Annotated in this window: 20 protein-coding genes; 18 read left to right on the top strand and 2 right to left on the bottom strand. The window is 72.7% G+C overall.

Annotated features, from left to right (window positions below; all coding sequences use genetic code 11):
• Nucleotides 1-48 precede the first annotated feature (48 nt).
• Together ACH4U8_RS07200 and ACH4U8_RS07205 are read right to left on the bottom strand one after the other, a co-directional pair.
• Nucleotides 49-876, bottom strand: a complete 828-nt coding sequence (locus ACH4U8_RS07200) for an inositol monophosphatase family protein (protein WP_360325146.1) — start codon at nt 874-876, stop codon at nt 49-51.
• Between the two features lie 215 nt (nt 877-1,091).
• A complete protein-coding gene (locus ACH4U8_RS07205; protein WP_395776046.1) occupies nt 1,092-1,934 on the bottom strand; it encodes a DUF6923 family protein in 843 nt (280 codons plus the stop codon).
• Between the two features lie 508 nt (nt 1,935-2,442).
• Here ACH4U8_RS07205 and dnaK point away from each other — a divergent pair.
• The 18 genes from dnaK (at nt 2,443) to ACH4U8_RS07295 (ending at nt 24,080) form a co-directional block, all read left to right on the top strand.
• On the top strand, nt 2,443-4,314 hold the full coding sequence (gene dnaK / locus ACH4U8_RS07210; protein ID WP_395776047.1) for a molecular chaperone DnaK: 1,872 nt from the start codon (nt 2,443-2,445) through the stop codon (nt 4,312-4,314).
• Nucleotides 4,311-4,913 (top strand): nucleotide exchange factor GrpE, encoded by a 603-nt coding sequence (grpE, locus tag ACH4U8_RS07215; protein WP_395776048.1) that lies wholly within the window; start codon nt 4,311-4,313, stop codon nt 4,911-4,913. Before dnaK ends, grpE begins: the two co-directional genes overlap by 4 nt.
• Nucleotides 4,914-5,010: 97 nt before the next feature.
• Nucleotides 5,011-5,277 carry a DUF1876 domain-containing protein gene (locus ACH4U8_RS07220; RefSeq protein WP_360318144.1) on the top strand — a complete coding sequence of 89 codons (267 nt, stop codon included), beginning with the start codon at nt 5,011-5,013 and terminating at the stop codon, nt 5,275-5,277.
• A gap of 302 nt (nt 5,278-5,579) precedes the next feature.
• On the top strand, nt 5,580-6,278 hold the full coding sequence (locus ACH4U8_RS07225) for a response regulator transcription factor (protein ID WP_360318141.1): 699 nt from the start codon (nt 5,580-5,582) through the stop codon (nt 6,276-6,278).
• Between the two features lie 310 nt (nt 6,279-6,588).
• On the top strand, nt 6,589-8,631 hold the full coding sequence (locus tag ACH4U8_RS07230; protein WP_395776049.1) for an AAA family ATPase: 2,043 nt from the start codon (nt 6,589-6,591) through the stop codon (nt 8,629-8,631).
• Nucleotides 8,631-11,375, top strand: a complete 2,745-nt coding sequence (locus tag ACH4U8_RS07235; protein ID WP_395776050.1) for a DUF4157 domain-containing protein — start codon at nt 8,631-8,633, stop codon at nt 11,373-11,375. Before ACH4U8_RS07230 ends, ACH4U8_RS07235 begins: the two co-directional genes overlap by 1 nt.
• Nucleotides 11,372-12,286: a Pvc16 family protein gene (locus ACH4U8_RS07240; RefSeq protein ID WP_395776051.1), complete on the top strand. Its 915-nt coding sequence runs from the start codon at nt 11,372-11,374 to the stop codon at nt 12,284-12,286. Before ACH4U8_RS07235 ends, ACH4U8_RS07240 begins: the two co-directional genes overlap by 4 nt.
• 13 nt (nt 12,287-12,299) lie before the next feature.
• Nucleotides 12,300-14,267, top strand: coding sequence for a phage tail sheath family protein (locus tag ACH4U8_RS07245; protein ID WP_395776052.1), 1,968 nt, complete (start codon nt 12,300-12,302; stop codon nt 14,265-14,267).
• 94 nt (nt 14,268-14,361) lie between these two features.
• A complete protein-coding gene (locus ACH4U8_RS07250) occupies nt 14,362-14,799 on the top strand; it encodes a phage tail protein (protein ID WP_360318128.1) in 438 nt (145 codons plus the stop codon).
• Between the two features lie 2 nt (nt 14,800-14,801).
• Nucleotides 14,802-15,194 carry a hypothetical protein gene (locus tag ACH4U8_RS07255; protein ID WP_395776053.1) on the top strand — a complete coding sequence of 131 codons (393 nt, stop codon included), beginning with the start codon at nt 14,802-14,804 and terminating at the stop codon, nt 15,192-15,194.
• 50 nt (nt 15,195-15,244) lie between these two features.
• Nucleotides 15,245-15,328: a DUF6760 family protein gene (locus ACH4U8_RS07260; protein WP_395776975.1), complete on the top strand. Its 84-nt coding sequence runs from the start codon at nt 15,245-15,247 to the stop codon at nt 15,326-15,328.
• A gap of 200 nt (nt 15,329-15,528) precedes the next feature.
• Nucleotides 15,529-16,293 (top strand): hypothetical protein, encoded by a 765-nt coding sequence (locus tag ACH4U8_RS07265; protein ID WP_395776054.1) that lies wholly within the window; start codon nt 15,529-15,531, stop codon nt 16,291-16,293.
• The gene (locus ACH4U8_RS07270) at nt 16,290-16,988 is read left to right on the top strand and encodes a peptigoglycan-binding protein LysM (protein ID WP_360318120.1); all 699 of its coding nucleotides are present in this window, start codon (nt 16,290-16,292) and stop codon (nt 16,986-16,988) included. Before ACH4U8_RS07265 ends, ACH4U8_RS07270 begins: the two co-directional genes overlap by 4 nt.
• The gene (locus ACH4U8_RS07275) at nt 16,985-18,238 is read left to right on the top strand and encodes a phage late control D family protein (protein ID WP_395776055.1); all 1,254 of its coding nucleotides are present in this window, start codon (nt 16,985-16,987) and stop codon (nt 18,236-18,238) included. Before ACH4U8_RS07270 ends, ACH4U8_RS07275 begins: the two co-directional genes overlap by 4 nt.
• A 59-nt stretch (nt 18,239-18,297) precedes the next feature.
• Nucleotides 18,298-18,951 carry a phage baseplate assembly protein V gene (locus ACH4U8_RS07280; protein ID WP_395776056.1) on the top strand — a complete coding sequence of 218 codons (654 nt, stop codon included), beginning with the start codon at nt 18,298-18,300 and terminating at the stop codon, nt 18,949-18,951.
• A 52-nt stretch (nt 18,952-19,003) separates the two neighbouring features.
• Nucleotides 19,004-19,282, top strand: coding sequence for a PAAR domain-containing protein (locus ACH4U8_RS07285; protein ID WP_360318111.1), 279 nt, complete (start codon nt 19,004-19,006; stop codon nt 19,280-19,282).
• Between the two features lie 2 nt (nt 19,283-19,284).
• Nucleotides 19,285-19,737 carry a GPW/gp25 family protein gene (locus ACH4U8_RS07290; protein WP_360318109.1) on the top strand — a complete coding sequence of 151 codons (453 nt, stop codon included), beginning with the start codon at nt 19,285-19,287 and terminating at the stop codon, nt 19,735-19,737.
• Entirely contained in the window at nt 19,734-24,080 is a 4,347-nt protein-coding gene (locus tag ACH4U8_RS07295; protein WP_395776057.1) for a hypothetical protein, read from the top strand. The genes ACH4U8_RS07290 and ACH4U8_RS07295 overlap by 4 nt, the downstream gene beginning before the upstream one ends.
• The last annotated feature ends 3 nt before the right edge of the window (nt 24,081-24,083 follow it).

Raw genomic sequence — 24,083 nt, forward strand, 5'->3', positions numbered from 1 at the left:
GCGAGCACCGCTCGCGGTCCCGGCGCCGGTGCCGGCGGGTGTGCCCGGTCAGGCCGCGATCGGCCGGGCGGGCAGCCCGGCGCCGGCCCGGGCCTGTGCGAACGAGCGCAGCAGGCGGTCGTGGATCGCGCCGTTGGAGGCCACCAGTTCGCCGTCGCCGGGCTTCCAGTCGGTCCCGTCGAACGTGCTGGCCCGACCACCGGCCTCGCGCACCAGGATCGCGCCGGGCGCCCAGTCCCACGGGCCGCAGCGCTGCTCCCAGTAGGCGTCCAGGCGACCGGCCGCCACCCAGGACAGATCGATGCCGGCGCAGCCCAGCCGGCGCACGTCGCGGGTGTCGTTGACCACGGACAGGAACTCGGCCAGATTGTTGTCCGGATCGGTGGCCCGGGACGGCGGGAAGCCGGTGGCGATCACACTGCGGCCCAACGTGCGGGTGTCCGAAACCTGCAGGCGCTTGCGCCCCTCGTAGGCGCCGCGCCCGGCCTCGGCCCAGTAGGTCCGGCGCCGGGTCGCGTCGGCGACCACGCCGAGCGCGAGTTGCTCACCGTCCCAGAACGCGATCGCGCACGCGTAATGCGGCAGGCCGTGGGCGAAGTTGGTGGTGCCGTCCAGCGGATCCACGAACCAGGTCGGCCGACGCAGATCCAACTCGGCCAACCCGCCGCCCTCTTCGCCGACCACCGCGTCCTGCGGGTAGTGGCTGCTCAGCCAGGCCCGGACCAGTTTCTCCACCCGCAGGTCGGTCGCGGTGACCAGGTCCGCGGCGGAGGACTTGAGTCGGATCCGCCGGGGGCGCCCGGCCCGGCGAATGGTCTGGGCGGCCTCGCGGGCCACGCGCAGGGCCGCGAGGGTACGGGGAAGGGGAAAGACCACGTCGTCGCTCCTTGCCTACGACGGTCGATGAGCCCGATGCCCATCGATCGCAGGCGGGTTCGGCCCGCGCGATCGGCCCGCAGCCCTCGCCCCACGCGAAAGCCGTCCCGGCATCGGATCGCCGTCGTGCAATAGATTGCCCCTGCATTATGTCGAGGGCCGCCGCCGTCCACCACCAGGTTGGCGGCGGGCCCCGAGCACCGGATCGGCGGCGGTCAGCTCGTGCCGACGGGTCGGTAGTTGCGGAAGTTCACCCACAGCCGCGAGGGCGCCACGTCCAGGGTGTGCAGCACCGCGCCGTCCGCGGTGGGCAGGAAGGCCAGCCCCTCCGCCTCGGTGCCGGCGGGCAGGTCGCGGTCGAGCACGTCGGCGACGACGCCGGTGTCCGGATCGATCCGGTAGATCGACTTGCGGTCGTTGTCGGCGGACGCGTAGAGCCTGCCCTGATACATCTTGGCGCCCTGGATCCGGCCGACCGTCGTGCTCAGCGGCACCTGCTTGACGAACGACAGGTCGGCCAGGGCGAACACGTTGAGCGCGGTGGTGTTGTTCCACTCGGCGGTATAGACGTAGCCGCGGGCCGCGTCGACGGCCACCCACGGCACGCCCTGGGTGTGCAGGGGCTGCGGGAGTTCGTACGCGGTGCCGGTGAACTCCAGGGTCCGGGCGTCGAACAGCGCGATGAAGGGGTGCCGATACCCGCTGCCGTCCTCGATGGGGGCGTAGATCCTTCCGTCGTGATAGTCGATGTCGCCGATGTGGTTGCCGCCGAGGTCGGCGATCCGCTTGGGGATCGCGAACGGCTTGTCGACGATCCTGGAACCGTCCAGGGTGGTGCGCTGGAGCCCGTTCTGCCAGGAGAAGAACCAGCTCTGCCCGTCGGTGGCGACGCCCTGGGAACGCTGCAGGGCATCCAGGAGCAGGAAGGTCCTGCTGGACGTCTGTCGCCACTCGTCGGCCGCCAGGGCGGGCGAGGTGGTCAGGGCGACGGTCAGTACGGCGCCGCACACGGCGCTGATGGTGGCGGTGACGGCTCGGCGCGGGGAACGTCGACGCATCAGGATTCAACCTCCGGCCCGGGCGCGACCACGCGGGCATCCGCCGTCGTGGTCACGGGAGTTGCGGATCGTGGACAGACAACCGATCGAACACGAACGCCACCAGCACATCGCTTCGCCGGCCCGCTGCCAAGCCGAATTCGATGAACGATCCACGACCCGCGCCCGACCGGCGGACCACCGGCCCGCGCCGACGGCGGACGACGGCACGTCCGAAGGGTGACGGCGGGGTCACCCGGCGGATGCGCGCGGCCCGACCGCCCCAGGTCGCCGGCCACCCGACGTGTGGGTGCGGTCACCGTTGGTGGAGGGAGTGCGGTGATCGGCGTGGTTGCGGTTGACATGGGGGCATGTGGGTCATATTCCGGAGGTAGTACCCGCACGGCCGCTAGGTACGAGAGTCCGGTGGCGGGTCCGTGGCTCGGGGGTGCTCGCGGTGCCGGTGGCGCCGGGGCGCGGACGCGGAATCGGCCACCGGAGCACTCGACGTTCGACGAGGAGCTTCCTCATGGCACGTCCGGTCGGTATCGACCTCGGCACGACCAATTCGGTGGTCGCGGTTCTCGAAGCCGGTGAACCCACCGTCATCACGAATGCGGAAGGGGCACGGACCACGCCGTCGGTGGTGGCGTTCGCGAAGAACGGTGAGGTGCTGGTCGGCGAGGTGGCCAAGCGCCAGGCGGTGACCAACGTGGAGCGCACCGCCCGCTCGGTGAAGCGGCACATGGGCGACAACTCGTGGCACTTCCCCGACGTCGGCGACATCGACGGCAAGCGCTACACCGCGCAGGAGATCGCCGCACGGGTGTTGCAGAAACTCAAGCGCGACGCCGAGGCGTACCTGGGCGAGAAGGTCACCGACGCGGTGGTCACGGTGCCGGCGTACTTCGACGACGCCCAGCGCCAGGCCACCAAGGAGGCCGGCGAGATCGCCGGGCTCAACGTGCTGCGCATCGTCAACGAGCCCACCGCGGCGGCGCTGGCCTACGGCCTGGACAAGGTGCGTGATCAGACGATCCTGGTGTTCGACCTGGGCGGTGGCACCTTCGACGTGTCCCTGTTGGAGATCGGCGAGGGCGTGGTGGAGGTCAAGGCCACGCACGGCGACACCCATCTGGGCGGCGACGACTGGGATCAGCGGGTGATGGACCACCTGGTCAAGCAGTTCAAGAACGCGCACGGCGTGGACCTGTCCAAGGACAAGATGGCGCTGCAACGTCTGCGCGAGGCGGCGGAGAAGGCCAAGGTCGAGTTGTCGAGCGCGACCGAGACCTCGATCAACCTGCCCTACATCACGGCCTCGGCCGAGGGCCCGCTGCACCTGGACGAGAAGCTCACCCGCGCCCAGTTCCAGCAGCTCACGGTCGATCTGCTGGAGCGCTGCCGCGGGCCGTTCCACGCCGCGATCAAGGACGCGGGCATCGCGGTCACCGACGTCGACCAGGTGGTGCTGGTGGGCGGCTCGACCCGGATGCCGGCCGTCGCCGACCTGGTCCGCGAACTCACCGACGGCAAGGAGCCGAACAAGGGTGTGAACCCGGACGAGGTCGTCGCGGTCGGCGCCGCGCTCCAGGCCGGTGTGCTCAAGGGTGAGGTCAAGGACGTCCTGCTGCTGGACGTGACGCCGCTGTCTCTCGGTATCGAGACCAAGGGCGGCATCATGACCAAGCTGATCGAGCGCAACACCACGATCCCGACCAAGCGTTCGGAGATCTTCACCACGGCGGACGACAATCAGCCGTCGGTGCAGATCCAGGTGTTCCAGGGCGAGCGCGAGATCGCCGCGTACAACAAGAAGCTCGGCATGTTCGAGCTGACCGGTCTGCCGCCGGCCCCGCGCGGGCTGCCGCAGGTCGAGGTCACCTTCGACATCGACGCCAACGGCATCGTGCACGTGTCCGCGAAGGACCTGGGCACGGGCAAGGAGCAGTCGATGACCATCACCGGCGGCTCGGGCCTGCCCAAGGACGACATCGACCGGATGATGCGCGAGGCGGAGGCGCACGCGGAGGAGGACCACCAGCGTCGCGAGGCCGCGGAGACCCGCAACCAGGCCGAGCAACTGGTGTACACCACCGAGAAGTTCATCAAGGACAACAGCGACAAGGTGCCGGCCGACGTCAAGACCGAGGTCGAGACGTCGCTGACCGAGCTCAAGGACGCGCTCAAGGGCGAGGACCTGGCCGCCATCCGCGACGCCGCGGAGAAGGTCGGCACGATCAGCCAACGCATGGGCAGTGCGATGTACGCGAACGCGCAGCCCGGCGCCGAGAGCGCGGCCGGAGCGGGCGCCGGAGCCGGACCCGGCACCGACGCCGACGACGACGTGGTCGATGCCGAGATCGTCGACGACGACAAGCGGGGAGGTGGTACCGGATGAACCGGACCTCCACCGGCCCGGGGCTGTTGCCGGTTCCCGTCGAACGTCCGCAATCGCCGATCCTGGCCGCTCTGTTGGCCGAGATCGCGGCGCTGCGCGGGCAGTTGGGCGAGCGAGCGGACGAACTGCGGCGGCTCCAGGCCGACTACGACACCTATCGGGCGCATGTGCGGCGGGATCGGCTCGCGATGCGCGAGGTCGCGCTGGCCAATGTGCTCACGCCGCTGTTGCCGGTGGTCGACGACTTCGACCGGGCCGGTGCCGCCGGCGCGGTGACCCCGGGGGTGGCCGGGGCGGTCGAGGCGCTGGAGCACACGCTGGCGGCGCTGGGATTGTCCGGGTTCGGCGCGGTCGGAGACGAGTTCGACCCGTACATCCACGACGCGTTGGCGTTTCGGGGCGAGCCCGGGACGGATCCGCCGATCTGTTCGGTGGTGCACACCCCCGGATACCGGGTGGGTGATCGGTTGTTGCGTCCGGCCCGGGTCACCGTGACCGGATCGCCGGCGGGCGACGGGCGGGCGGGCGAGGATCCGGCGTCGGCCGGCCGGGTCGCGGACGACGCGGAACCCGGAGACGCGGAACCCGGATCGGGATGACGGAAGGGAGCGGAGCATCGTGGTGCGCGGGTCGCACCATGTCGGTGCGGAGGGGACGACCGGCACCGATCGGATCGGGGGCTTGGAGGCGACACTCATGCAGATCGTCGGATGGCACATCGAGATGGAGTTCAAGGAGGACGGCAAGCGCACCGAGGCCGCCGCACTCCTTCGGCTGCGGGACGGAACGGAGATGCGCTCGCATGCCCATGCGAGCCGCTTCCCGGAGGACCCGGATCAGCCGCAGGTCGGCGAGGAGATCGCGGCGGCCCGGGCGTTGACCGATCTGACCCGGCAGTTGCTGGACAAGGCGGCGGGTGAGATCGAGACGACGACTCGGCGGCCGGTGCAGTCGCTCTCCTGATTCGCGGATCCGGGTGGTCGGCCCGGCGGCGGCGCGATCGGCGGCGGCGCGGTCGGCGGGGGTTCGATCGTGCGGGTGTCGACGTGCCGCGCGTCGGCGGATTTTGCGCCACCGCCCCGGAGTTGTGGGGCTTGTGGCGAGGTGTCGACGGCGGCGGTACTCTTAGCGCGACCAGTCGATTACCGTGTGTGGTCGGTCGATGGTCACAGTCACCGGATGCGGCACCCCGTGCGAGGGAAGCGCGGGAGGGTGGCGCGCGATCGCCCGGTGTGCGTGCGACGGCGGGGGGCAGTGAGAAGCCGATGAGTGCGGCGATCGAGGTAGTCGTGATCACCCCGGTCCGGATCTATCGCGAAGCCACCATGCGCGCACTCGCCGACGAACCGGCGTTGCGCCTGGTCGGCTCCGGAGGCTCCGCCTCCGAGGCGGTGGCCGGCGCCCGCCGTCTGCGCCCCTCGGTACTCCTGCTCGATCTCGCGACGCCCGACAGCATCGCGGCGATCCGCGCGATTCGGCACGGCTCGCCGGAGACCCGACTGATCGCGCTCGGGGTGGACGAGGCGCGCGACGACGTGATCACCGCCGCGGAGGCCGGGGTGGCGGGCTTCATCGGGCTGGAGTACTCCGTGTTGGAGACCGCCGCGGCCATCGTCGGCGTGGTGCGTGGCGAGGCTTCGTGCAGTCCGCGGATCGCCGCGCTGCTGTTGCAACGGGTGCAGTCGCCCGCCATCGGTGCGCAGCGCGGGGTGCCCGCGTTGCCGGAGACGCTCACCGCGCGCGAACGGGAGATCCTCTTCCTGATGGCCGAGGGGATGAGCAATCACGAGATCGCCCGGCAGTTGTCCATCGGCCTCTCCACCGTCAAGACCCATGTGCACGCGGTACTGCGCAAGTTGGGAGTGCCGCATCGCGAGGCCGCGGCGATGTTGCTGCGCTCGGTGCGCACCCGGCGTGCGCCGGATCACGAACTGCCGGTCGACGGTGGGCAGAAGCGCTCCTGAAGTGGATGCGCCGTAGGGCGTGTCCTGAAGTTCCCCGGTGGATACACCCAGGGCGCGCGCACGCCGTGCGCGCGCCTGCCGGCGATGTGCGCGCGCTCCGCGGCCGGTTGTGGACGCCCGGCGGACGGGCATCCGCAACCGGCCGCGGTCCGTTCGGAAGTCGGGCCCGGTTTCGATGGGGTGGACCTCGATCTCCACCTCGGGTGGAGGTGGCGACGTCTGCGGTCCACCGCGGATCTACTCCCGGGCCGGCAAAGATCGTCCTTTCGGGTGGATGACGTGCTTCCGGCCGATGATCAAGGATCGCGACATGGCCGCCACCGCCTCGATCGCCGCGAGCGCATCCGCGATTCCCGACCTCTCCGGCCTGGAGCGGTGGATCGCGGACGTGTTGTCCCGGGCCGTGGCGGCGATCGACCGGCAGCCCGAGGAGAGTTCGTTGGAGCGGCTCTATCCGTCGTACGGCGAGGTGCTCGCCGCGCTGGCGGACGAACCGCGCCCGGAGCCCGCAGTAATAACGGGCCCACCGTTGCCCGCGCACATCGCCACGCCGCTGACCCGCCACGGCTTCGACGCGTTCGATCTGGCCGTCGTGGCGTTGGCGCTCGCACCCGACCTGGACCCCGCGTTCGGTCGGGTGATCGGGTGGCTGCAGCGGGATCCCGGGCAGCCGTACCCGACGCTCGACCTGCTCGCCCGGTTGTGCTGTGCGAACGGTGCGGACCGGGCGACGATCGCGGTGCGGCTCTCGTCGGCGGGGCCACTGGTGCGCTGCGGGATGGTCGAGCCGCTCGGCACCGGCTCCGGGCCCTCGTACGCGAGCGCCGTGCGGCCCTCGGCCGTGCTGTTGCGGCGGATCTTCGCGGTGGCCCGACTGGCCGACGAACTGGTGCCGTTCGCGACCCTGGACACCTACGTGCCCGCCGGCGTGGCCGATCCGGAGACCGCCGAGGTGTTGGTCGGCCGGCTCGCGGGGGACGACCCGACGCTGACCCACCTCTACGGCGCGGCGCCGGCGCAGGGTCTGGATCTGGCCTGGTGGAGTGTGTCCCGGGCCGGTCGTCGGGCGTTGACCGTACGACCGGAGGCGCTGACCGACCCGGCCCTGGTGCGCGGACTGGCCGCCGAGGCGATCCTGCGAGAGGCCGTGCTCGTGGTGGACGCGCACACGCTGACGCCGGCCGCGTCGGTATGGGAGCGGTTCCCGCACGCCGTCGTGATCGGCGGCCCCGACTCGCTCGCGCCGACCGGGCCGGAGGTGCCGGCCGAGCGGGTGGTCTCGTTGCCCGTGCGGCGCGCGCCGGCGACGGGCGGCCCGGGCGGCCTCACCGCAGCGCTGGCCGAGTGGGGTGTGCGGGTCACCGGCGGTGTCGGGGCGGATCCACTGGCCGGGTGGACCCACCTTGCCGGCCCCGAACTGCGGCAGACCCTGGACGCGGTGGCCGCCAGGGCCCGGGGACGGGTCGAGGGGGGCGGCGAACCGCGGATCGCCGCGACCGAGGCGGCCGAGGTGGCCGCGCGGGTCACCGGCGGCGAACTGGGTCGGCTCGCCACCCGGTTGAGCACGTCGCAGGACTGGTCGGCGCTGGTCGTGCCGACCGACGTCGGCGAGCGGCTGCACGACGTGTGCGCGCATCTGGGCGCCCATCGCACGGTGCTCGACGAACACGGATTCGCCGCGCGGCCGGGCCAGGGACGCGGCGTGTCGGTGTTGTTCGCCGGGCCCAGCGGCACCGGCAAAACGTTCGCCGCGCGGCTGGTCGCGGGCCGGCTCGGACTGCCGCTCTATCGGGTGGACCTGGCGTCGGTGGTGTCCAAGTACATCGGCGAGACCGAACAGAACCTGGATGCGGTGTTCACCGCCGCCGCGCGCACCGACGCGGTGCTCCTGTTCGACGAGTGCGACGCGCTGTTCGGCAAACGCAGCGAGGTGCACGACGCGCGGGATCGCTACGCCAACCTGGAAGTGGCCTACCTGCTCCAGCGGTTGGAGGATCACGACGGGCTCGCGGTGCTGGCCACGAACCTGCTGCACCACATGGACGACGCGTTCATCCGGCGGCTGACCTACTGCGTGCACTTCCCGTTTCCCGAGGTCGCCGAGCGGCGGCGGATCTGGCAGGGCGTCTGGCCGCCCGCGCTGCCGCGCGACGTCGACGTGGACCTGGCCGAACTGGCGGAGAACTACCCGCTTTCCGGCGGCCACATCCACAACGTCGCGGTCGCGGCGGCGCACTTGGCGGCAGCCGACGGGCGGGTCCTGGACCGGGCCGCGGTGCTGCGCGCGATGGCACGCGAGTACGACAAGATCGGGCCCCTGCCACCGGCACCCGTCGCGCTCGGGGTGCTCTGATGGCGTCGGGCCCGAAGGCGGGCGGCGGCGCCGGGGCGCACCTGCCCGCCGCGCTGGAGTCGCGGACCGAGCACGCCCGGCCGCTGGACGCGTCGGTACGGGCTCCGATGGAGCGCTCGTTCGGTGCGTCGCTGGGTGACGTGGTGGTGCACACCGACGCCGAGGCGGCGGCGTCCGCCGATCGCCTGGACGCGAAGGCGTACGCGGTGGGTCGGCACGTCGTGTTCGGGCCGGGCCGCTACGACCCGCACTCGCCGGCCGGGCGGGCGCTGATCGGTCACGAACTCGCGCACGTGCTCCAGCAGCGGCGCGGTGGCCCGGCGCCCGGGCCGGACGGGGTGCACCCGTCGGGCACCGCCGCCGAGGGCGCCGCGCACGGCGCGGGCGCGCGGGCCGCCGCGGGACTGTCCGCGCCCGTTGCGGGCGGTACGGCGGCCGGGGTGTCGCGTGCGCCCAAGGGCGGGGAGGACCCGGACCAGGCCGCGGCCAAGGCGGAGGCGCGTGCCCTCAACATGCAGAACCTGGGCATGGCGGAGGGAGTCCTGCTGGAACTGGCCGGGATCCCGGACACCCTGGTCGGGTTCCTGTACAGCGTGCAGGAGTTGCGGCGGCAGGCCGTCGACAGGGTGACGTCGGACCTGGACCTGAGCGCCGAGAACAAGGCACGGGTGCGGGCCACATCCGATGCGTTGGCCGGCGCGCCGGTGCTGGACGCGGTGCGCGACTGGGCCAAGACGGTCGATCTGGTCGATCCGACGACCCATGCACCCACCATCGCCCCACTGGTCACCGCAGGCGGTGACTGGGTCGAGAAGAAGTACGACCAGACCTTCGGGACCACGAGGCCGCAGAACGACGACCTGTTCACCGATCGGGAGTTGTACGAGATCTTCGGGCAACTGGGCGCGAAGGTCGTGCTCACGGCGCTCGACGTCGAGGTGGTCAAGACCGCGCTTGCCGCGGTGAACATCGTGGGTGCCATCAAGCCGATCATCGACGCCTTCAACAGGATTCCGCACGGTGGGTCGCCCACCGAGGAATTCTGGACGGCCGTGGTCGCCGCGGTGCTCACCGTGGCCGGCATGCGCGCGGGCGGTGCCAACAAGAAGATCGCCCGGCTGCTGATCGACCTGGCGTTGGCGGGGGTGACGCTCAAGCCGTTGGTGGTGCGGATGGCGCAGGACCGGGCGCGGGCGCCCGGAGCGGACCGGGACGCCGCGCTCAAGCAGGACGCGAAGGACTTGGCGAAGGCCGTCCTGGCTCTGCTGCACCAGATTCTTCTGCAGGCCGCGCTGAGCCGGACTGCGAAGGCTCGTGGTGAGGGGGCACCGGCGGCCGGCTCGCCGAAGGCGGGCAAGGAGGAATCGACGGCACCGACGCAGCCACGCTCGGGCGGCGAGCCGCACACTCCGTTGGACACGCCGGCGCCACCGGTGACCGCGCCCGCCGTCGTGCCGCCGACACCCGCGGTGCCGGCTGCCGCGCCGAAGGCCGGCGGTACGAAGCCCACTGTCACGAACGTTCCGGGGAAGGCCGCGGCCAAGCGCACCGGGCACACGTCGCAGGCCGTGACGCCGGTCCCGGCGGCCGGTACGGCGGAGCAGGCCGGCGCGACGAGCGCGAGTTCGGCGAAGGCCGAGCCGGGGCGGGCGGGTTCGGCGGGTTCGGTCGAGCAGGTTCCGGTGCCCGAGGCCGCGCCGGTGAAGGCACCGGTGAAGGCACCCTCGGTGCCTCCGGCCAAGGCCGCCTCCGGATCGGCCGACGTCGGAGAGGCGCAACACGGCGCGGGGACGGCTGCGCCGGCCCCGGCGAAGGCTCCGGTCCCGAAGGCCAAGGCGGCTGCGGCGCAGAAGGCGTCGGACGGAAAGGCGGCTGCGGCGGCTCGGAAGGAGGCCGCCGCGAAGAAGGTAGTCGACCGCAAGGCGGCGACCGGGGCCCGGAAAGAGGCTGCGGCGGCTCGGAAGGAGGCCGCGGCGAAGAAGGTTGCCGACCGCAAGGCGGCGACTGCGGCCCGCAAGGAAGACGCCGCGAAGAAGGCCGCCGACAAGAAGGCGGCGACCGCGGCTCGGAAGGAGGCCGCGGCGAAGAAGGCCGCCGACCGCAAGGCGGCTGCGGACAGGGCCGCATCGGCGAAAGCCGCACCGAAGACGACCGAGCAGGCTCATCGGCAGCAGCTCAAGGAGGCCAAGGCCCGGGCCAAGGAGTCGCGCGCCGGCATCTTCTCGGACGAGGACACCTACAACCGGCTGAAGACCTATTACGAGGGCCAGTCGGACCGCGTGCTCGCGGCTCTGGAGAAGAGCGGCGATTCCCTGGCCGGGAAGGTCCTGACCGAGCGGTACCTGCGACGTTCGGGACCCGACGTGGAGCGCGAAAGGGCGAGCGAATATCGGCCTCCGCACCAGGCGCACGTGGTGGTCGTCGACGACGAGACCGGCCTCCTGGTGCGGGACGGGACGACGATTCACAGCGGTGGTGTCGGCAAGGCGCGGCGGGCGGAGGTGGGGATGCGGCAGGCCAACGACGAGAGCCACACCGAGTTCAAGGCGGTGCACGAGATCCCGCTGAAGCCCGGGCAGACGATGCACATCATCGGCCAGTACGACCCCTGCGGCCCCTGTGTGCGGGCGATGCAGCAAGCCGCGAACCGCACCGGAGGCCGGATCACCTACTGGTGGCAGGGTGCGCCCGACAACGAGGCCCTCGTCTTCGAACCGGCCTCCCCGAAGGGCAGAAAGCCGTGATCGACATCCTCGACCTGATCATTCGGGAGACGCTGGTCGCCGGGGTGCCCGGGCTGACGAGTGCGCGGATCGGGTTTCAGCCGCCCGACGACGACTGGCGACAGCGGGTCGGCGCGAGTACCGGGGTGTGGGTCAACTGTGCGCTGGTGGACCTGCGCGAGGATCGGCATCGGCGGATGAACATCCGGCGGCGGGTCGGCACCGCCGCCGGGATCGTGGACCGCCGGGAGCCGGCGTGGATCCGCTGCCACTACCTGATCACCGCGTGGAACGCGGCCAAGGACAGTGCCCAGATGCCCGCCACCGAGCAGGAGCACACGGTGCTCGGTGCGGTCCTGACGTTGCTGCTCGACGCGGACCCGATGGTCGCCTCGGCGATCCTGACGCCCGAGCAACTGGCCAAGCTGCACCCGACGTTGCGTGATGCGGAGCTGCCGGTGGAGGTGGTGCCGCCGGACGGCTTCGGCAAGCTCGCCGAGTTCTGGGGCACCGTCGGCCGGGCCACCTCGTGGCGGCCGGCCGTGTATCTGATCGTCACCATGCCGGTCCCGGAACCGGATCGGCGGCTCGACGGCGTCGTGCACACGGTGCTGACCTCCTACGACGCCGTCCCGGGGGAAACCGGTGCCGGCGAGCAACTCGCCGACGTGGGCGGCCTGGTGCTCGACGCCACCGGCGGCCCGGCGGTGCCGCCGATCCCGGTGCCGGACGCGGACGTCGTGTTGGCGGACCCGGCGGGCCGCGAGGTGGCACGGGTGCGCAGCGGCGACGACGGGCGCTTCGTGCTCGTCGGCCTGCGGCCGGGCGCCTACCTGGCGCGGGTCACCGCCACCGGACTGCCGCCGCCCGCACCCGCCGACGTCCAGGTCCCCGGTTCACCCGACGCGTTGATCGAACTGCGCTTCACCTGAGAGGACACCCGCCATGGCCGTGCAGGTCTCGTACCCCGGCGTCTACATCGAAGAGACCGAGCCCGCCGCGCCCATCCAGGGCGTGTCGACCAGTGTCGCGGCGTTCATCGGCATCAGCGCACAGGGGCCGATCGCCGAACCCACCCTGGTGACCAGCCCGGACGCGTTCACCGCGCTGTTCGGGCCGCCGGTGGACGGCGGCGACGTGCCCTACTATCTGCCGCTCGCGGTGGACGGGTTCTTCCGCAACGGCGGCACCCAGTGCTTCGTGCTGCGGGTGGGCACGGCCACACCCGCAGGTGTCGATCTGCCGGGTCGCGCGACGGGCGCACCGGCGGTGGCCCGCGCGGTGGCGCTGGTGGACGGCCCGGACGGCGCGGGTGGTTCGGTGCGGATCGTGGATTCGAGCGCGTTGGCCGCCGCGTTGACCGCGGCGGGCGCCGGGACGGATCTGCCGGTGGTGCGCGGGACGGCGAACATCACCGCCGTGGACGCCACCCGGCGGGTGCTCACGGTGAACGCGGTCGACGGTCTGGCCGCCGGTGAACGGGTGTTGGTGGCCAAGGGCGCGGAGACCCGGACGCTGCGGGTGAAGTCGGTGCAGGCGCCGGACACGATCGTGCTCGACGAGGGTCTGTCCGGCACGATCGACTTCGTCGGCGGCACGGTGACCTCGGCTGATCCGGTCCCCGGCGACACGGTGTTGCGGTTCACCGTGCCGGCCGGTGTCGCGCTGCGCCCGCTGGTACCGGTCGGCTCGTCGGTGCGGATCGGCGACGGCACCAGCACCGAGTGGGGGATCGTCGCCGCGGTCACCAACGACGCGATCACCCTGCGCAGGCCGCTCACCAAGACCTACAAGCTGACCGGGCCCACCCGGGTGGCCACGGCCGAGTTCGACCTCACCGTCACCGACCGCGACGGCAGCGTGGCCACCTACCCGAACCTGTCCACGACGGCCTCGCATCCGCGCTGGTGGGGCGGCCCGGCGGTGCCCGCGAACTACCTGCGGATCGTGATTCCGGCGAACGCCCCGACGCCGGCGGGCGATCCGCGGCCCAAGGCCGGGACGTACGTGTTGGCGGGTGCGGTCGCCGACGCCCCGGCGACGTCCTGGGCGGATGTCGCCGGGCGGATCGACGAGCATCTGCGGCTGTTGCGGCCGATCGACGAGATCTCGCTGGTCCTGGCCCCGGGTTGTACCGACATTGGCGCGCAGCGGGCGATCGTCGAGCACTGCGAGTCGCTCCACGACCGCTTCGCGATCCTGGACAGTGCGCCCGGCGTCGACGTGGTCACCGTCAAGGCGCAACGCGCGCAGCTCACCGGCGCGTTGGACAAGGGCTTCGCGGCGTTGTACTACCCGTGGATCCAGCTCCGCGACCCGTCGAAGGCGGCGGTGGTGCTCCAGCCGCCGTCCGGGCACATCGCCGGGATCTACGCGCACACCGACGCGACCCGCGGGGTGCACAAGGCCCCGGCCAATGTCGGCATCGCGGGTGCGCTCGGGTTGGAACGCCGGCTCGGCGACGCGGATCAGGGCCTGCTCAACCCGGACGGCGTGAACGCGCTGCGGATCCTGCCCGGACGCGGGTCGCCGGTGGTGTGGGGCGCACGGACCACGACGGGCGACCGCAACTGGCAGTACATCAACGTGCGGCGGTTGTTCCTGTTCCTGGAGGAGTCGATCCAACTCGGGCTGCGCGGCGCCGTGTTCGAGCCGAACGACCTGGAGTTGTGGGGCCGGCTCCGGCACACCCTCACCGAATTCCTCACCCGGGTCTGGCGGGACGGCGCGCTGTTCGGCGCCAAGGCCAAGGACGCCTTCTTCGTCCGCATCGACGAGGCGTTGAATCCGCCCGGCACCCGCAAACTCGGGTTGCTCTACATCGAGGTCGGCGTACAGCCGGTCTATCCGGCGGAGTTCATCGTGGTCCGGATCGGCATCTGGGACGGCGGCGCGGAGGTGAGCGAACAGTAGCGGGCCGGCCGCGCGCGGCGGCGCGCACCCAGACCGCGGGCGGGCCCGTTCGCGGGCACCCAGGATCGGCAACGGACAGGCAGCGGAGGACGCCGTGAGCACGGGCGATATCCAGGATCCCTTTGTCAACTTCAACTTCAAGGTCGAACTCGACGGCATCATCCGGGTCGGGTTCCACGAGGTGACCGGCCTCGACGCGACGGTGGACGTGATCGAGCACCGCGAGGGCGGGTGGAACATCACCCCGTACAAGTTCCCCGGTCAGGCGAAGTACGCGAACATCATGCTCAAGTGGGGCATGACCACCGACACCGAGTTGTACGAGTGGCATCAGCAGATCGTCGAGGGCGACATCCTGCGGCGCAACGGCGCGGTGTTGTTGTTGGATCGGCGCGGGGTGGTGACCGCGCGGTGGAACTTCGTCCGGGCCTGGCCGACCAAGTACACCGCGCCGCCGCTGACCGCCGAGTCCGACGACATCGCGATCGAGGCCCTCGAACTGGTCCACGAGGGTCTGGTGCGAGTCCAGTGACGATGCTGCAGATCGAACACGATTTCACCCTGCCGATCGGGCTGCTCGGCGAGGACGGCGCGCTGCATCGTGACGGCACGATGCGATTGGCCACCGCCGCCGACGAGATCCTGCCGTTGGCCGACCCGCGCGTGCAGCGCAATCCGGCCTACCTGTCGGTGATTCTGCTCAGCCGGGTGGTCACCCGGGTGGGTGGCGTGGAGACGGTGACGCCGCGCACCATCGAGACCCTGTTCGCCGCCGACCTGGCGCATCTCCAGGAGCTCTACAACCGGATCAACACCGTGGACGAGCCGGTCCGTTCGGCACCCGGGTCCTGCCCGAACTGCGGTGAGGAGGTCCGTCCGGGCCACGAGCGCCTGGGGGGATCCGTGGATATCCGGTCGATCGGCTGAGGGAGGAGATCGCCTTCGTCGCCTACCACCTGCACTGGTCGCATGCCGAGCTGATGAGCCTCGACCACGGCGAGCGCCGTCGGTGGGTGGAGCGGGTGTCGGCCATCAACCAACGCCTCAACGAGGCGAACTAGCGCCGGGCGCACCGGGCGTGGCGATTCCCGAGGACGGCACATCGGTCGCCGGGGCGAATACCGGGCACCGACCGCCGACTTCGAGGCGAGGACCGCACACCGAGGACCGCACACCGAGCACCGAGCCGAGTACCGCACACCCGACAACCGCGCACCGCGAGACCCGCACCGCGAGATACCTACCGCGAAAGGAGAAGACCGTGATCGTCACGGCAGCACCCGCACCGTCGGCCGGATGGCCGGTCCGATCCGCCTCGGCGGCGATGCTCGCCGGCGTCCGGTCCCGGGCCGAGGGCATCGCCGGTCATCGGGCCGCCGGCCGGGTGGAGCCCTGGTCGCCCGGGGTCGGCCTGGTGTTGCACCTGCCGCCGCGTCCGGCCCTCGGGCGCGCACCGCGCCCGACGCCCGGGGCCGCTCCGGACATCCGGCGCTGCGCACACGTGCGACTGGACGTGCGGGTGAGCGTGCCACGCATGGTCGCGCTCGGCGGCCCGCAGCCGGGCGGGTCGTTCGGCGCGCCGGCCGCCGGATCGGGTCGGTTGCCCGCGCCGGTGTTGCGGACCGCGTTCGCGGGGCCCGGTCGTGCGGTGGCCGAACGGGCGCGGGTGACGCGGGAGTTGTACGAGCACGGCGTCGACCACGGTCGGCGGATCGAGGAACCGGGCCGGCCCGGCGCGACCCCGCGTGCGGGTGGGCCGGCCACCCCGCCCGGCCGGAGCCGCGGCCCGCGCGTTGGCTTGACGTTGGCGCTGCCCGGCCGCCCGGCGCCGACCCCGACCCCGGCCGAGCGGCAGCCCGCGCCGGCGGACCCGTCGGTGCGCGCGCGGGGCGATCAGGCGTACGGCCCCGGCGCGCCGGCGCCCGCGCTCACCTCGGCCGATCTGCCGCGCCTGGTGGACGGGGTGGTCCGGGAGATCGACCGTCGGGTGCTGGCCCGCCGGGAACGTCGGGGGTGGAGCCGATGACCGTGATGGAACGCGCGACGATCACCAACAGCGTCACCGGGGCCCGTACCCGGGTGTTGTTCAACCCGGAGGACTACACGATCAACCGGGACACCACCTACGCCCAACTCCCGGTGCCGGGGCTGTCCGCGCCGATCGTGCAGTTCGTGCACGGCAACGCGCAGACGCTGGAGATGGAGCTGTTCCTCGACTCGCTGGAGGCGAACGACCAGGCGGGCGCGGGCAGCGACGTCCGGATCCTGGTCCGGCGGATCGTGGATCTGATGGACATCGATCCCACGTTGCACGCGCCGCCGCCGCTGGTGTTCGCGTGGGCCGGCCTGACCTTCACGTGCGTGCTGACCCGGGTCGTGCAGAAGTTCGTCATGTTCAAGCCGGACGGCACCCCGGTGCGGGCCCGACTGACGGTCTCCTTCAGCGAGTTCCGCAATGTGGACATGGAGGCCAAGGAGGTCAAGCGGCAGACCTCGGACTACACCAAGGCACACACCGTGGTCGCCGGGGAGAGTGTGCAGTCGATCGCCTGGCGCGAGTACGGCTCGGCGTCCGCGTGGCGGCCGATCGCGCTGCACAACGGCCTGGACGATCCCCGGGTGTTGCCGGTCGGCGCGACACTTCAGTTGCCCCGCCTGCCGTATCGGGACCCGGCCACGAACGAGGTCTTCGACGCGCCGCCCAGGGAGGTGCCCGCATGAGCGCGTTCCCGCAGTACGCCCCGGAGATGCGGCTGCGCTTCGCCGGCCGGCCGGCGTCGGCGGCGTTGCGCGGCTCGGTCACCGGCGTGGTCTGCCAGACCGGCATGGGCGACGCCGATCGGCTGGAGGTGTCGCTCGCCAACGAGGGGTTGCGTTGGCTGGACGACCCGCTGTTCCGGCTGGACACCGAGGTGAGCATCGCGCTCGGCTACGCGCCGGACGAGCCGAGCCGGCTGTTCGTGGGCGAAGTCGTGGGCACCGAGGCGAGTTTCCCCTCCGACGGCATGCCGATGTTGCGGGTGGTCGCGCAGGACCGGCGGACCCGACTCGCCGCCGCCTCGCCGGCACGCTGGTTCGGCGTACCGGTGCCCAAGCTCGGGGTGATTCCGCTGCCGGACCTGGTGGTCGCGCCGCTGCTCGCGGTCGAACACGGCATGGTGCCGCTGCTCGACCCGCTGGGCGCGTTCCTGTCCGCGGCGCTGGGTGTGGTGGACGTGGTGGCCACCGTCGAGGACCCGAGCATGCGCCAACGGGTGGTGCGCCGCCAACACTCCGAGACCACGCTCGACTTCCTGAAGAAGATCGCGGTGGAGAACGCGTGGGAGTTGATTGTCGACCACGACGCGGAACCGGCAGGCTTCGTGCTTCGGTTGATGTCGCCCGCAGGGAACCTCTCCTCCGACGTGACCTTGCGCTACGGGCGTTCGCTGATGGAGTTCACCCCGCGGATCAGTACGGTGGGCCAGGTCGCGAAGGTGTCGGTGCGGGTGTGGCGACCGGAGATCGGGCTCGAACTGACCGTCTCGGTCGGCTACGACTGGGATCGTCAGGCGCTCGCGATCGCGGTGACACCGGGATTCGCGCAGCCGCCCGGCGACGCTCCGGGGGCGGCGGACGCACGGCCCGCCCGCGAGGTGCTCCTGGTCGACGAGCCGGTGACCATCGCCACCGCGCCGCGGCTGATCGTGTCCAAGCTGCTGCCGAGGTTGAACCGGCGCGTCACCGCGAGTGGGACGTGCGTCGGCGATCCGCGGATCACCGCCGGACGGGTGTTGCGGATCGAGGGCGTCGGGGAGACGTTCGGCGGCCTGTGGCGGGTGGTTTCGGCGCAGCACACCCTCGACGGCGGCGGCTATCGCACCTCGTTCGACCTGCGCAAGGAGATCTGGTTCGGCGGCATCCCGCCCGCGTCCCAGGGCGCGGTGCGGGTCCAGGGCGGGTTGTTGTCGCTGCCGGCGCCCAATTCGTGAACAACCGCCCGCCCGCCTCGACCCGTTGCCGTGTATCGCTCGATTCCTGGGAGGACCGCATGTTCGAACCGCTCTTCGACGCCCTCGACGACATCCACGAGTCCGACAGCCCGCTGGTGACCGGCGTGGCGCCCGCCACGGTGGTGGACAACCTGGACCTGACCGGGGCCGGCCGGGTGCAGGTCAAGTACGCGTGGTTGCCGGGCGTCGAGCCCTGGGCGCGGGTGTGCGCCACGGTGGCCGGCTCCGGCTCGGGGGTGTGGTTCATGCCGCAACCGGACGACGAGGTGTTGGTCGCGTTCCGCGGCGGCGACGTGCGCGAGCCGTACGTGCTCGGGGGGTTGTGGACGATGACCTCGCGTCCCCCGGTGGACCTGCCCACCGACTCGGTCACCAAGCGGGCCATCCGCACGCCGGTGGGCCACGAGGTGGTCATCGACGACCTCGTGCAGTCGATCACGTTGACCCACGCGCTGGGGCACTCGATCGAGCTCGCCGTCGACGGGATCACCCTGGCCGTGGCCGGCGGCGCCGCGAAGATCTCGCTGAGCACGTCCGGCGCGGTGACCGTCTCGGGCACCCGCTCGGTGGAGGTGAGCGGCCTGGACGTGAGCGTCAAGGCGGGCAACGGTCTGTCCGCGAACGCGACCCGCGCGGACATCCAGGCCGCCGCGACGTGCAGCATCCAGGGCGCCATCGTGAAGATCAACTGACCTGTTCCCGTTCGCCGTTGCCCCTGTCCGATCACCCTGAAGGAGGCCGCCCGTGCCCGCAGCAGCGCGTGTCACCGACCCCACCGGTCACCCCGGCCTGGTCACGGGACCCGGCGTGCCCACCGTGCTGATCGGCGGACTGCCCGCCGCCGTGCAGGGCGACATGCACGCGTGCGCGTTCCCACCACCCGCCGTGCACCCGCCGTCGCCGTTCACCAAGGGCTCCGCGACGGTGCTCGTCGGGGGGCGCGGCGCGCTGCGCCAGGGCGATCTGGCGGGCTGCGGCGCGCCGGTGGTGGCGGGTGTGCCGACCGTGTTGATCGGAGGTTGACGGTGGCCGAACCGACCGCTCCGGCGACCCCCGACCCGGTGGGGCGTACGCCCGACGATGCCGCCGTGCTGGGGCGGGGCTGGGCCGCGCCGGCCCGGCTGGACCCGCTGGGTGAGGCGGCCCAGGCGGCGGGGCCGGAGAAGGTCCGGCAGTCGGTGCTGCTCATCCTGGGCACCCGGCGCGGCGAGCGGGTGATGCGGCCCGACTTCGGGGCCGGACTGGAGGACATGTTGTTCGAGCCGGTCACCGCGGCCACCGCCGCACTGGTGCGACTGCGGGTGGAACAGGGTTTGACCGCGTGGGAGCCGCGGATCGACGTGCTGGGCGTGGACGTGTCGGTGGCCGATCGTGCGGCCGGTCGGCTCGACGTGCGCATCGACTACCGGATCCGGGCCACCAACACCTTCTACAACCTGGTCTATCCGTTCCATCTGCACGAGGGGGCGGCCACGTGAGCGCGCCGCGCAGCAGGGCCGAGGTGGTCGCCGCGTTGTTGGCCGCGCGTACCGGGTGGGTGCCCGACTGGCATCCCACCCCGGGCGGACCGTCGATGGGCGTGGCGCACGGGCTCGGCGCGCTGCTGGCCGCGTTGGAGGAGCGGCTGGCCGCGCTGCCGGATCGGCAACTGGCCGCGCTGCTCGACCTGGTGGGGGTGTCGCTGCTGCCCGCGCAGGGCGCCGCCGGCACCGTGTTGTTGCAGGCGTTGCCCGGGGTGAGCGGGGCCCGGGTGAGCGCCGGGTCGCGGCTGGGTGCCACCGTGCCCGGACAGGACGCGCCGCTGATCTTCGAGACCCGCGAGACGGTGGCGCTGGCGGGCGCGCCGCTGGTCGAGGTGTGGAGCCTGGACCCGGGCGCGGACGCCGCCGCCGACCACTCGGCCGACGTGCCGGCCCGCCGCCCGGTCACGCTGTTCACCGGACTGCGGCCCGCCGTACGGGAGTTGTACCTCGCGCACGAGACGCTATTGGCGTTCGCCGGGCGGGCGACGGTGGAGATCACCATCGCGTTGCGCCGGCCGGCCTCGACCGCGCTGCGGATCACCTGGACGTGGTGGGACGGCACGGCCTGGCGGCCGTTCGCGCCCTGGGGCGCCGGCGACGACGCGTCCCGGGACGGGACTCTGGGCCTGACCCGCTCCGGCACGGTGCGTCTGGTCGCGCCGTGTGCGACGGCGGTGGCCACCACCGTCTCGGGCACCGAGTCGTATTGGCTCCGGGCCCGGTTGGATTCGCAACTGAGCGGGCGGCCGGGCTTCGTGGCACCGGAGTTGGCGCACCTGCGGCTCGCGACGGTCGGTTCGCACGCCCGCCTGGCGCTGTTCGCGGGTCCGCCGACCGGTGCCGACACGACGGTGACCATCCACGCCGCGCACGGCACCGCGGCGCCGGACGCGGCGACCCTGCACGTCGTGGACACCACGGCGGGCGGCAAGGAGAACCTCGCCGCGAAGCCCGACACCCCGGTCGTCGTCGCGGCCGAACACCAGGGCCACACCGTACGGTTCGGCGTCACCGTGCCGCCGACCGCCGCCGACACGTTCACCGCGGGCACGGCCGTGCCGAAGCCGGGCGTGGACTATTTCCCGTTGGACGACCCCGACGACCTCACCGCGCCGCTGGCCCTGGACGCCCCCGCCCACCTGGACCTGACCCTGCGAACCGGCCTGGTTCCGGACAAGGCGGTCGCCGACGCGCAGGCGGTGGACCTGACCCGGGCGTTCACCCCGCTGGGCCCGGCACCGGTGCGCGGCAGCGCGTTCCACGTGGCCTGCGACGCCGCGTTCGCCAAGCCGGGCGCCCGGGTGACCGTGGTGGTGGGCCGCCCCCGCACCGCGGCCGAGGAGGCCGACCAGCGCACCGGCGAACTGACCGGCGGGGTACAGAACGCCAAGGAGTTCCGCGACAAGACGGTGGCCGACATCCGCGCCGTGGCGACCAGGTTGGCCGCGCTGACGGCGGTCAGCGGCGACCTGGGACGAGCGGTGGTCTCGCCGCTGTCCGGCGAGGACCCGACCACGTGGTACACCCAGGTCAAGGCGCACCTGCGGGACGCGCTGACCTCGTTGCGCGGCGCCGCGCAGGCCGAACCGGGCCTGTTCGCCAACGTCGGCTCCGCCCGCGACCGGGTCAAGGCCGCGCAGACCGCCGCCGATCCGGCCGCCGACCTGGCCGCCGCGCTGGCCGCGCTCGGCGGCGCCCCGCGCGCGAGCGCCGCGCTGCTCCTGGCCACCGCCGACGCCACCGCGCAACTGTCCGCCGGCGCGAGCACGTTGACCGCGCCTCGGGCCGCGCTGGCCCAGGCGCTCGCGAACGGCACGGACGCGCAGGTGGTCGCCGCACACGGCGCGCTCGGGTCGGCGCTGGGCACCGTGCTGGCCACGCCCACCCCCTACCTGGCGGACACCCCGCTGCCGTCCTTCCTCAGCTCCGACCCGCAGGTGTTCGTCACCGACGTGACCGCGCGCATCGACGCCGCCAAGGCCGCCGTGGACACCCAGGTGACGACGGCCCGTACCATCGCCGCCGCGCTGGAGAACCTGGCACCGGAGGACCTGCTCAAGGCGGTCGCCGGGGCCCAGACCCCGAACCAGCTCACCGCGCCGGAGGTGACCTGGGAGTACTTCGACGGCACCCGCTGGCGGGCGATCGGCGCGGCGGGCGCCCCCGCCGTGCTGGCCCTGCAACGCTCGGGCGCCCTGCATTTCACGGTGCCGGACGACTGGGCGCCGGCCTCGGTGACCGGCGACGAACGCCGCTGGTTGCGGGCCCGGCTGGAACGCGGCAGCTTCTCGTTCCTGCGTCAGGTGAGTTGGACCGACAAGTCCGGCGTGCTCAACTTCCTGCCCGTGGTGGAACCCCGGCCGCCGGTGCTGGACCGCTTCGAAGTGTTCTACCGACATGTCGCCGGGCCGGCCGACCCGCGGCACACGCTCGCGCTCGACGACCACGCGTGGGCGGACCTGACCGCCGCCCTCGCCTTCCCCGGCTCCGGCGCGACCCCGTTTCGGCCGATGGTCGAGACCGCCCCGACGTTGTATCTGGGCTTCGACGGCGAACTGCCCGCCGACCGCCTGGGCCTGTACGTCGAGCCCGCCGGCGAGGACCCCGACGCGGTGCCGGTACGGCCCACCTGGGAGGGCTACGACGGCACCGGCTGGGTCGCGTTGGCCACCGACGACGGCACCGAGGGCTTCACCCGGGCGGGCGTGGTCGGCCTGATCTGGCCCGGCACCGGCGGCCCACCCGGGGCACCGGTCACGGGCGCGGCCGACCACACGATCACCCTGCTCGGGCGCGGCGCCGCCGCCCGATTCGCGCCCGGCGACCGGCTGTTGCTCACCGACCTGCGCGGCGGCGAGCCGGTCGTGGTGGCCGCCGCCGACGGGGCGACGCTCACCGTACGGGACCGGCTCACCCGCGCCTACGCCGGCGGCGAACTTCGCGACGCGCCGCCGGCCCGGTTCGGCACGCCCCGCACCTGGATCCGGGCCCGCTTCCCGGCCGAGGCCGAGCCCCCGCAGCCGACCCTGAACGCGCTGGTGCCCAACGCGGCGCAGGTGCGGCAGGTACAGACGATCACCGACGAACTGCTCGGCTCGGCCGACGGCAGCGCCGGGCAGGTCTTCCGCACGCTGCGCACGCCGGTGCTGGACGGCGCCGTGCTGGAGGTGCGCGAACTCGACGGCGACCGGGCCGCGGTCGACCTGCCGCTGCTGCAACGGGAGTTGGCCGAGCGGGCGGGCGCGGCGCTGCGCACCGTGGCCGATCCGCGCACCGGCCGGGTGGGCGCGGTGTGGGTGCGCTGGGACGAGGTGCCCTCGCTGGGCCTGGCCGGGCCGGGCGACCGGGTGTACGTGTGCGACCACGCGACCGGACGGGTGTTGTTCGGCGGGAACGGGCACGGACGAGTGCCTCCCGTGGGGCCGGACAACGTGCGGTTGCGGGTGTATCGCTCCGGCGGCGGCGCGGCCGGCAACGTGCCCGCCGGCGCGATCACCCAGGCGGTCGGCGCGGTGGCCGTGGGCGGGGTGAGCAATCCGCGCGGAGCGAGCGGTGGCACCGACGCCGAAGGTTTTCCCGACGTGTTGCGGCGCGGCCCCGCGCTGCTGCGGCACCGCCGGCTCGCGCTGACCGAGACCGATGTGGCCGCGCTGGCCCGGGAGACCGTCCCGGCGATCGCGGCGGCCCGCGCGTTGGGTGCGCGCGACCGACACGGGCGGGTGTCGCCGGGCGTGGTCCGGCTGGTCGTGGTGCCTCGGGACGGCAGCGACCGGCCGGAGCCCACCGGCGAATTGTTGCGTCGGGTGCGCGACGCGGTCCGGGCCCGGATGCCGGCGGCGGCCCGGCTGGTGGTCGAGGGCGCGCGCTACTTTCCGGTCGGGGTCGCCGCCACGGTGCGGCCGACCCGGGCCGGGGACGCCGGGCCGGTGCGCGGCGCGGTGCTCGCCGATCTGGCCCGCTTCCTGCATCCGCTCGACGGCGGTCCGGACGGGACCGGATGGCCGTTCGGCCGCGGCGTGTACCTGTCCGATCTGGCCCGGCGGCTGGAGGCGGTGCCCGGGGTGGACGTGGTGACCGCGCTCGACCTGACGGTGGACGGGGTGCCGGCCGGCGACGCGGTGCGGCCGGCCGCGGACGCGGTGGTGTGCGCCGGCGCACTGGTGGTGCGGCTTGCCGGGGCGACACAGGGGTCGCCGGGGTCTTCGGCGCCTTCGGGGTCGTCGTGCGCGGGCGGTACGACGGCGCCTTCGGCGTCGCCGTGTTCGCGGTCCTTGCGATCGCCCGGAAGGGAGCGCTGAACC

The sequence above is a fragment of the Embleya sp. NPDC020886 genome, assembly GCF_044333915.1.
Taxonomy (GTDB): Bacteria; Actinomycetota; Actinomycetes; order Streptomycetales; family Streptomycetaceae; genus Embleya.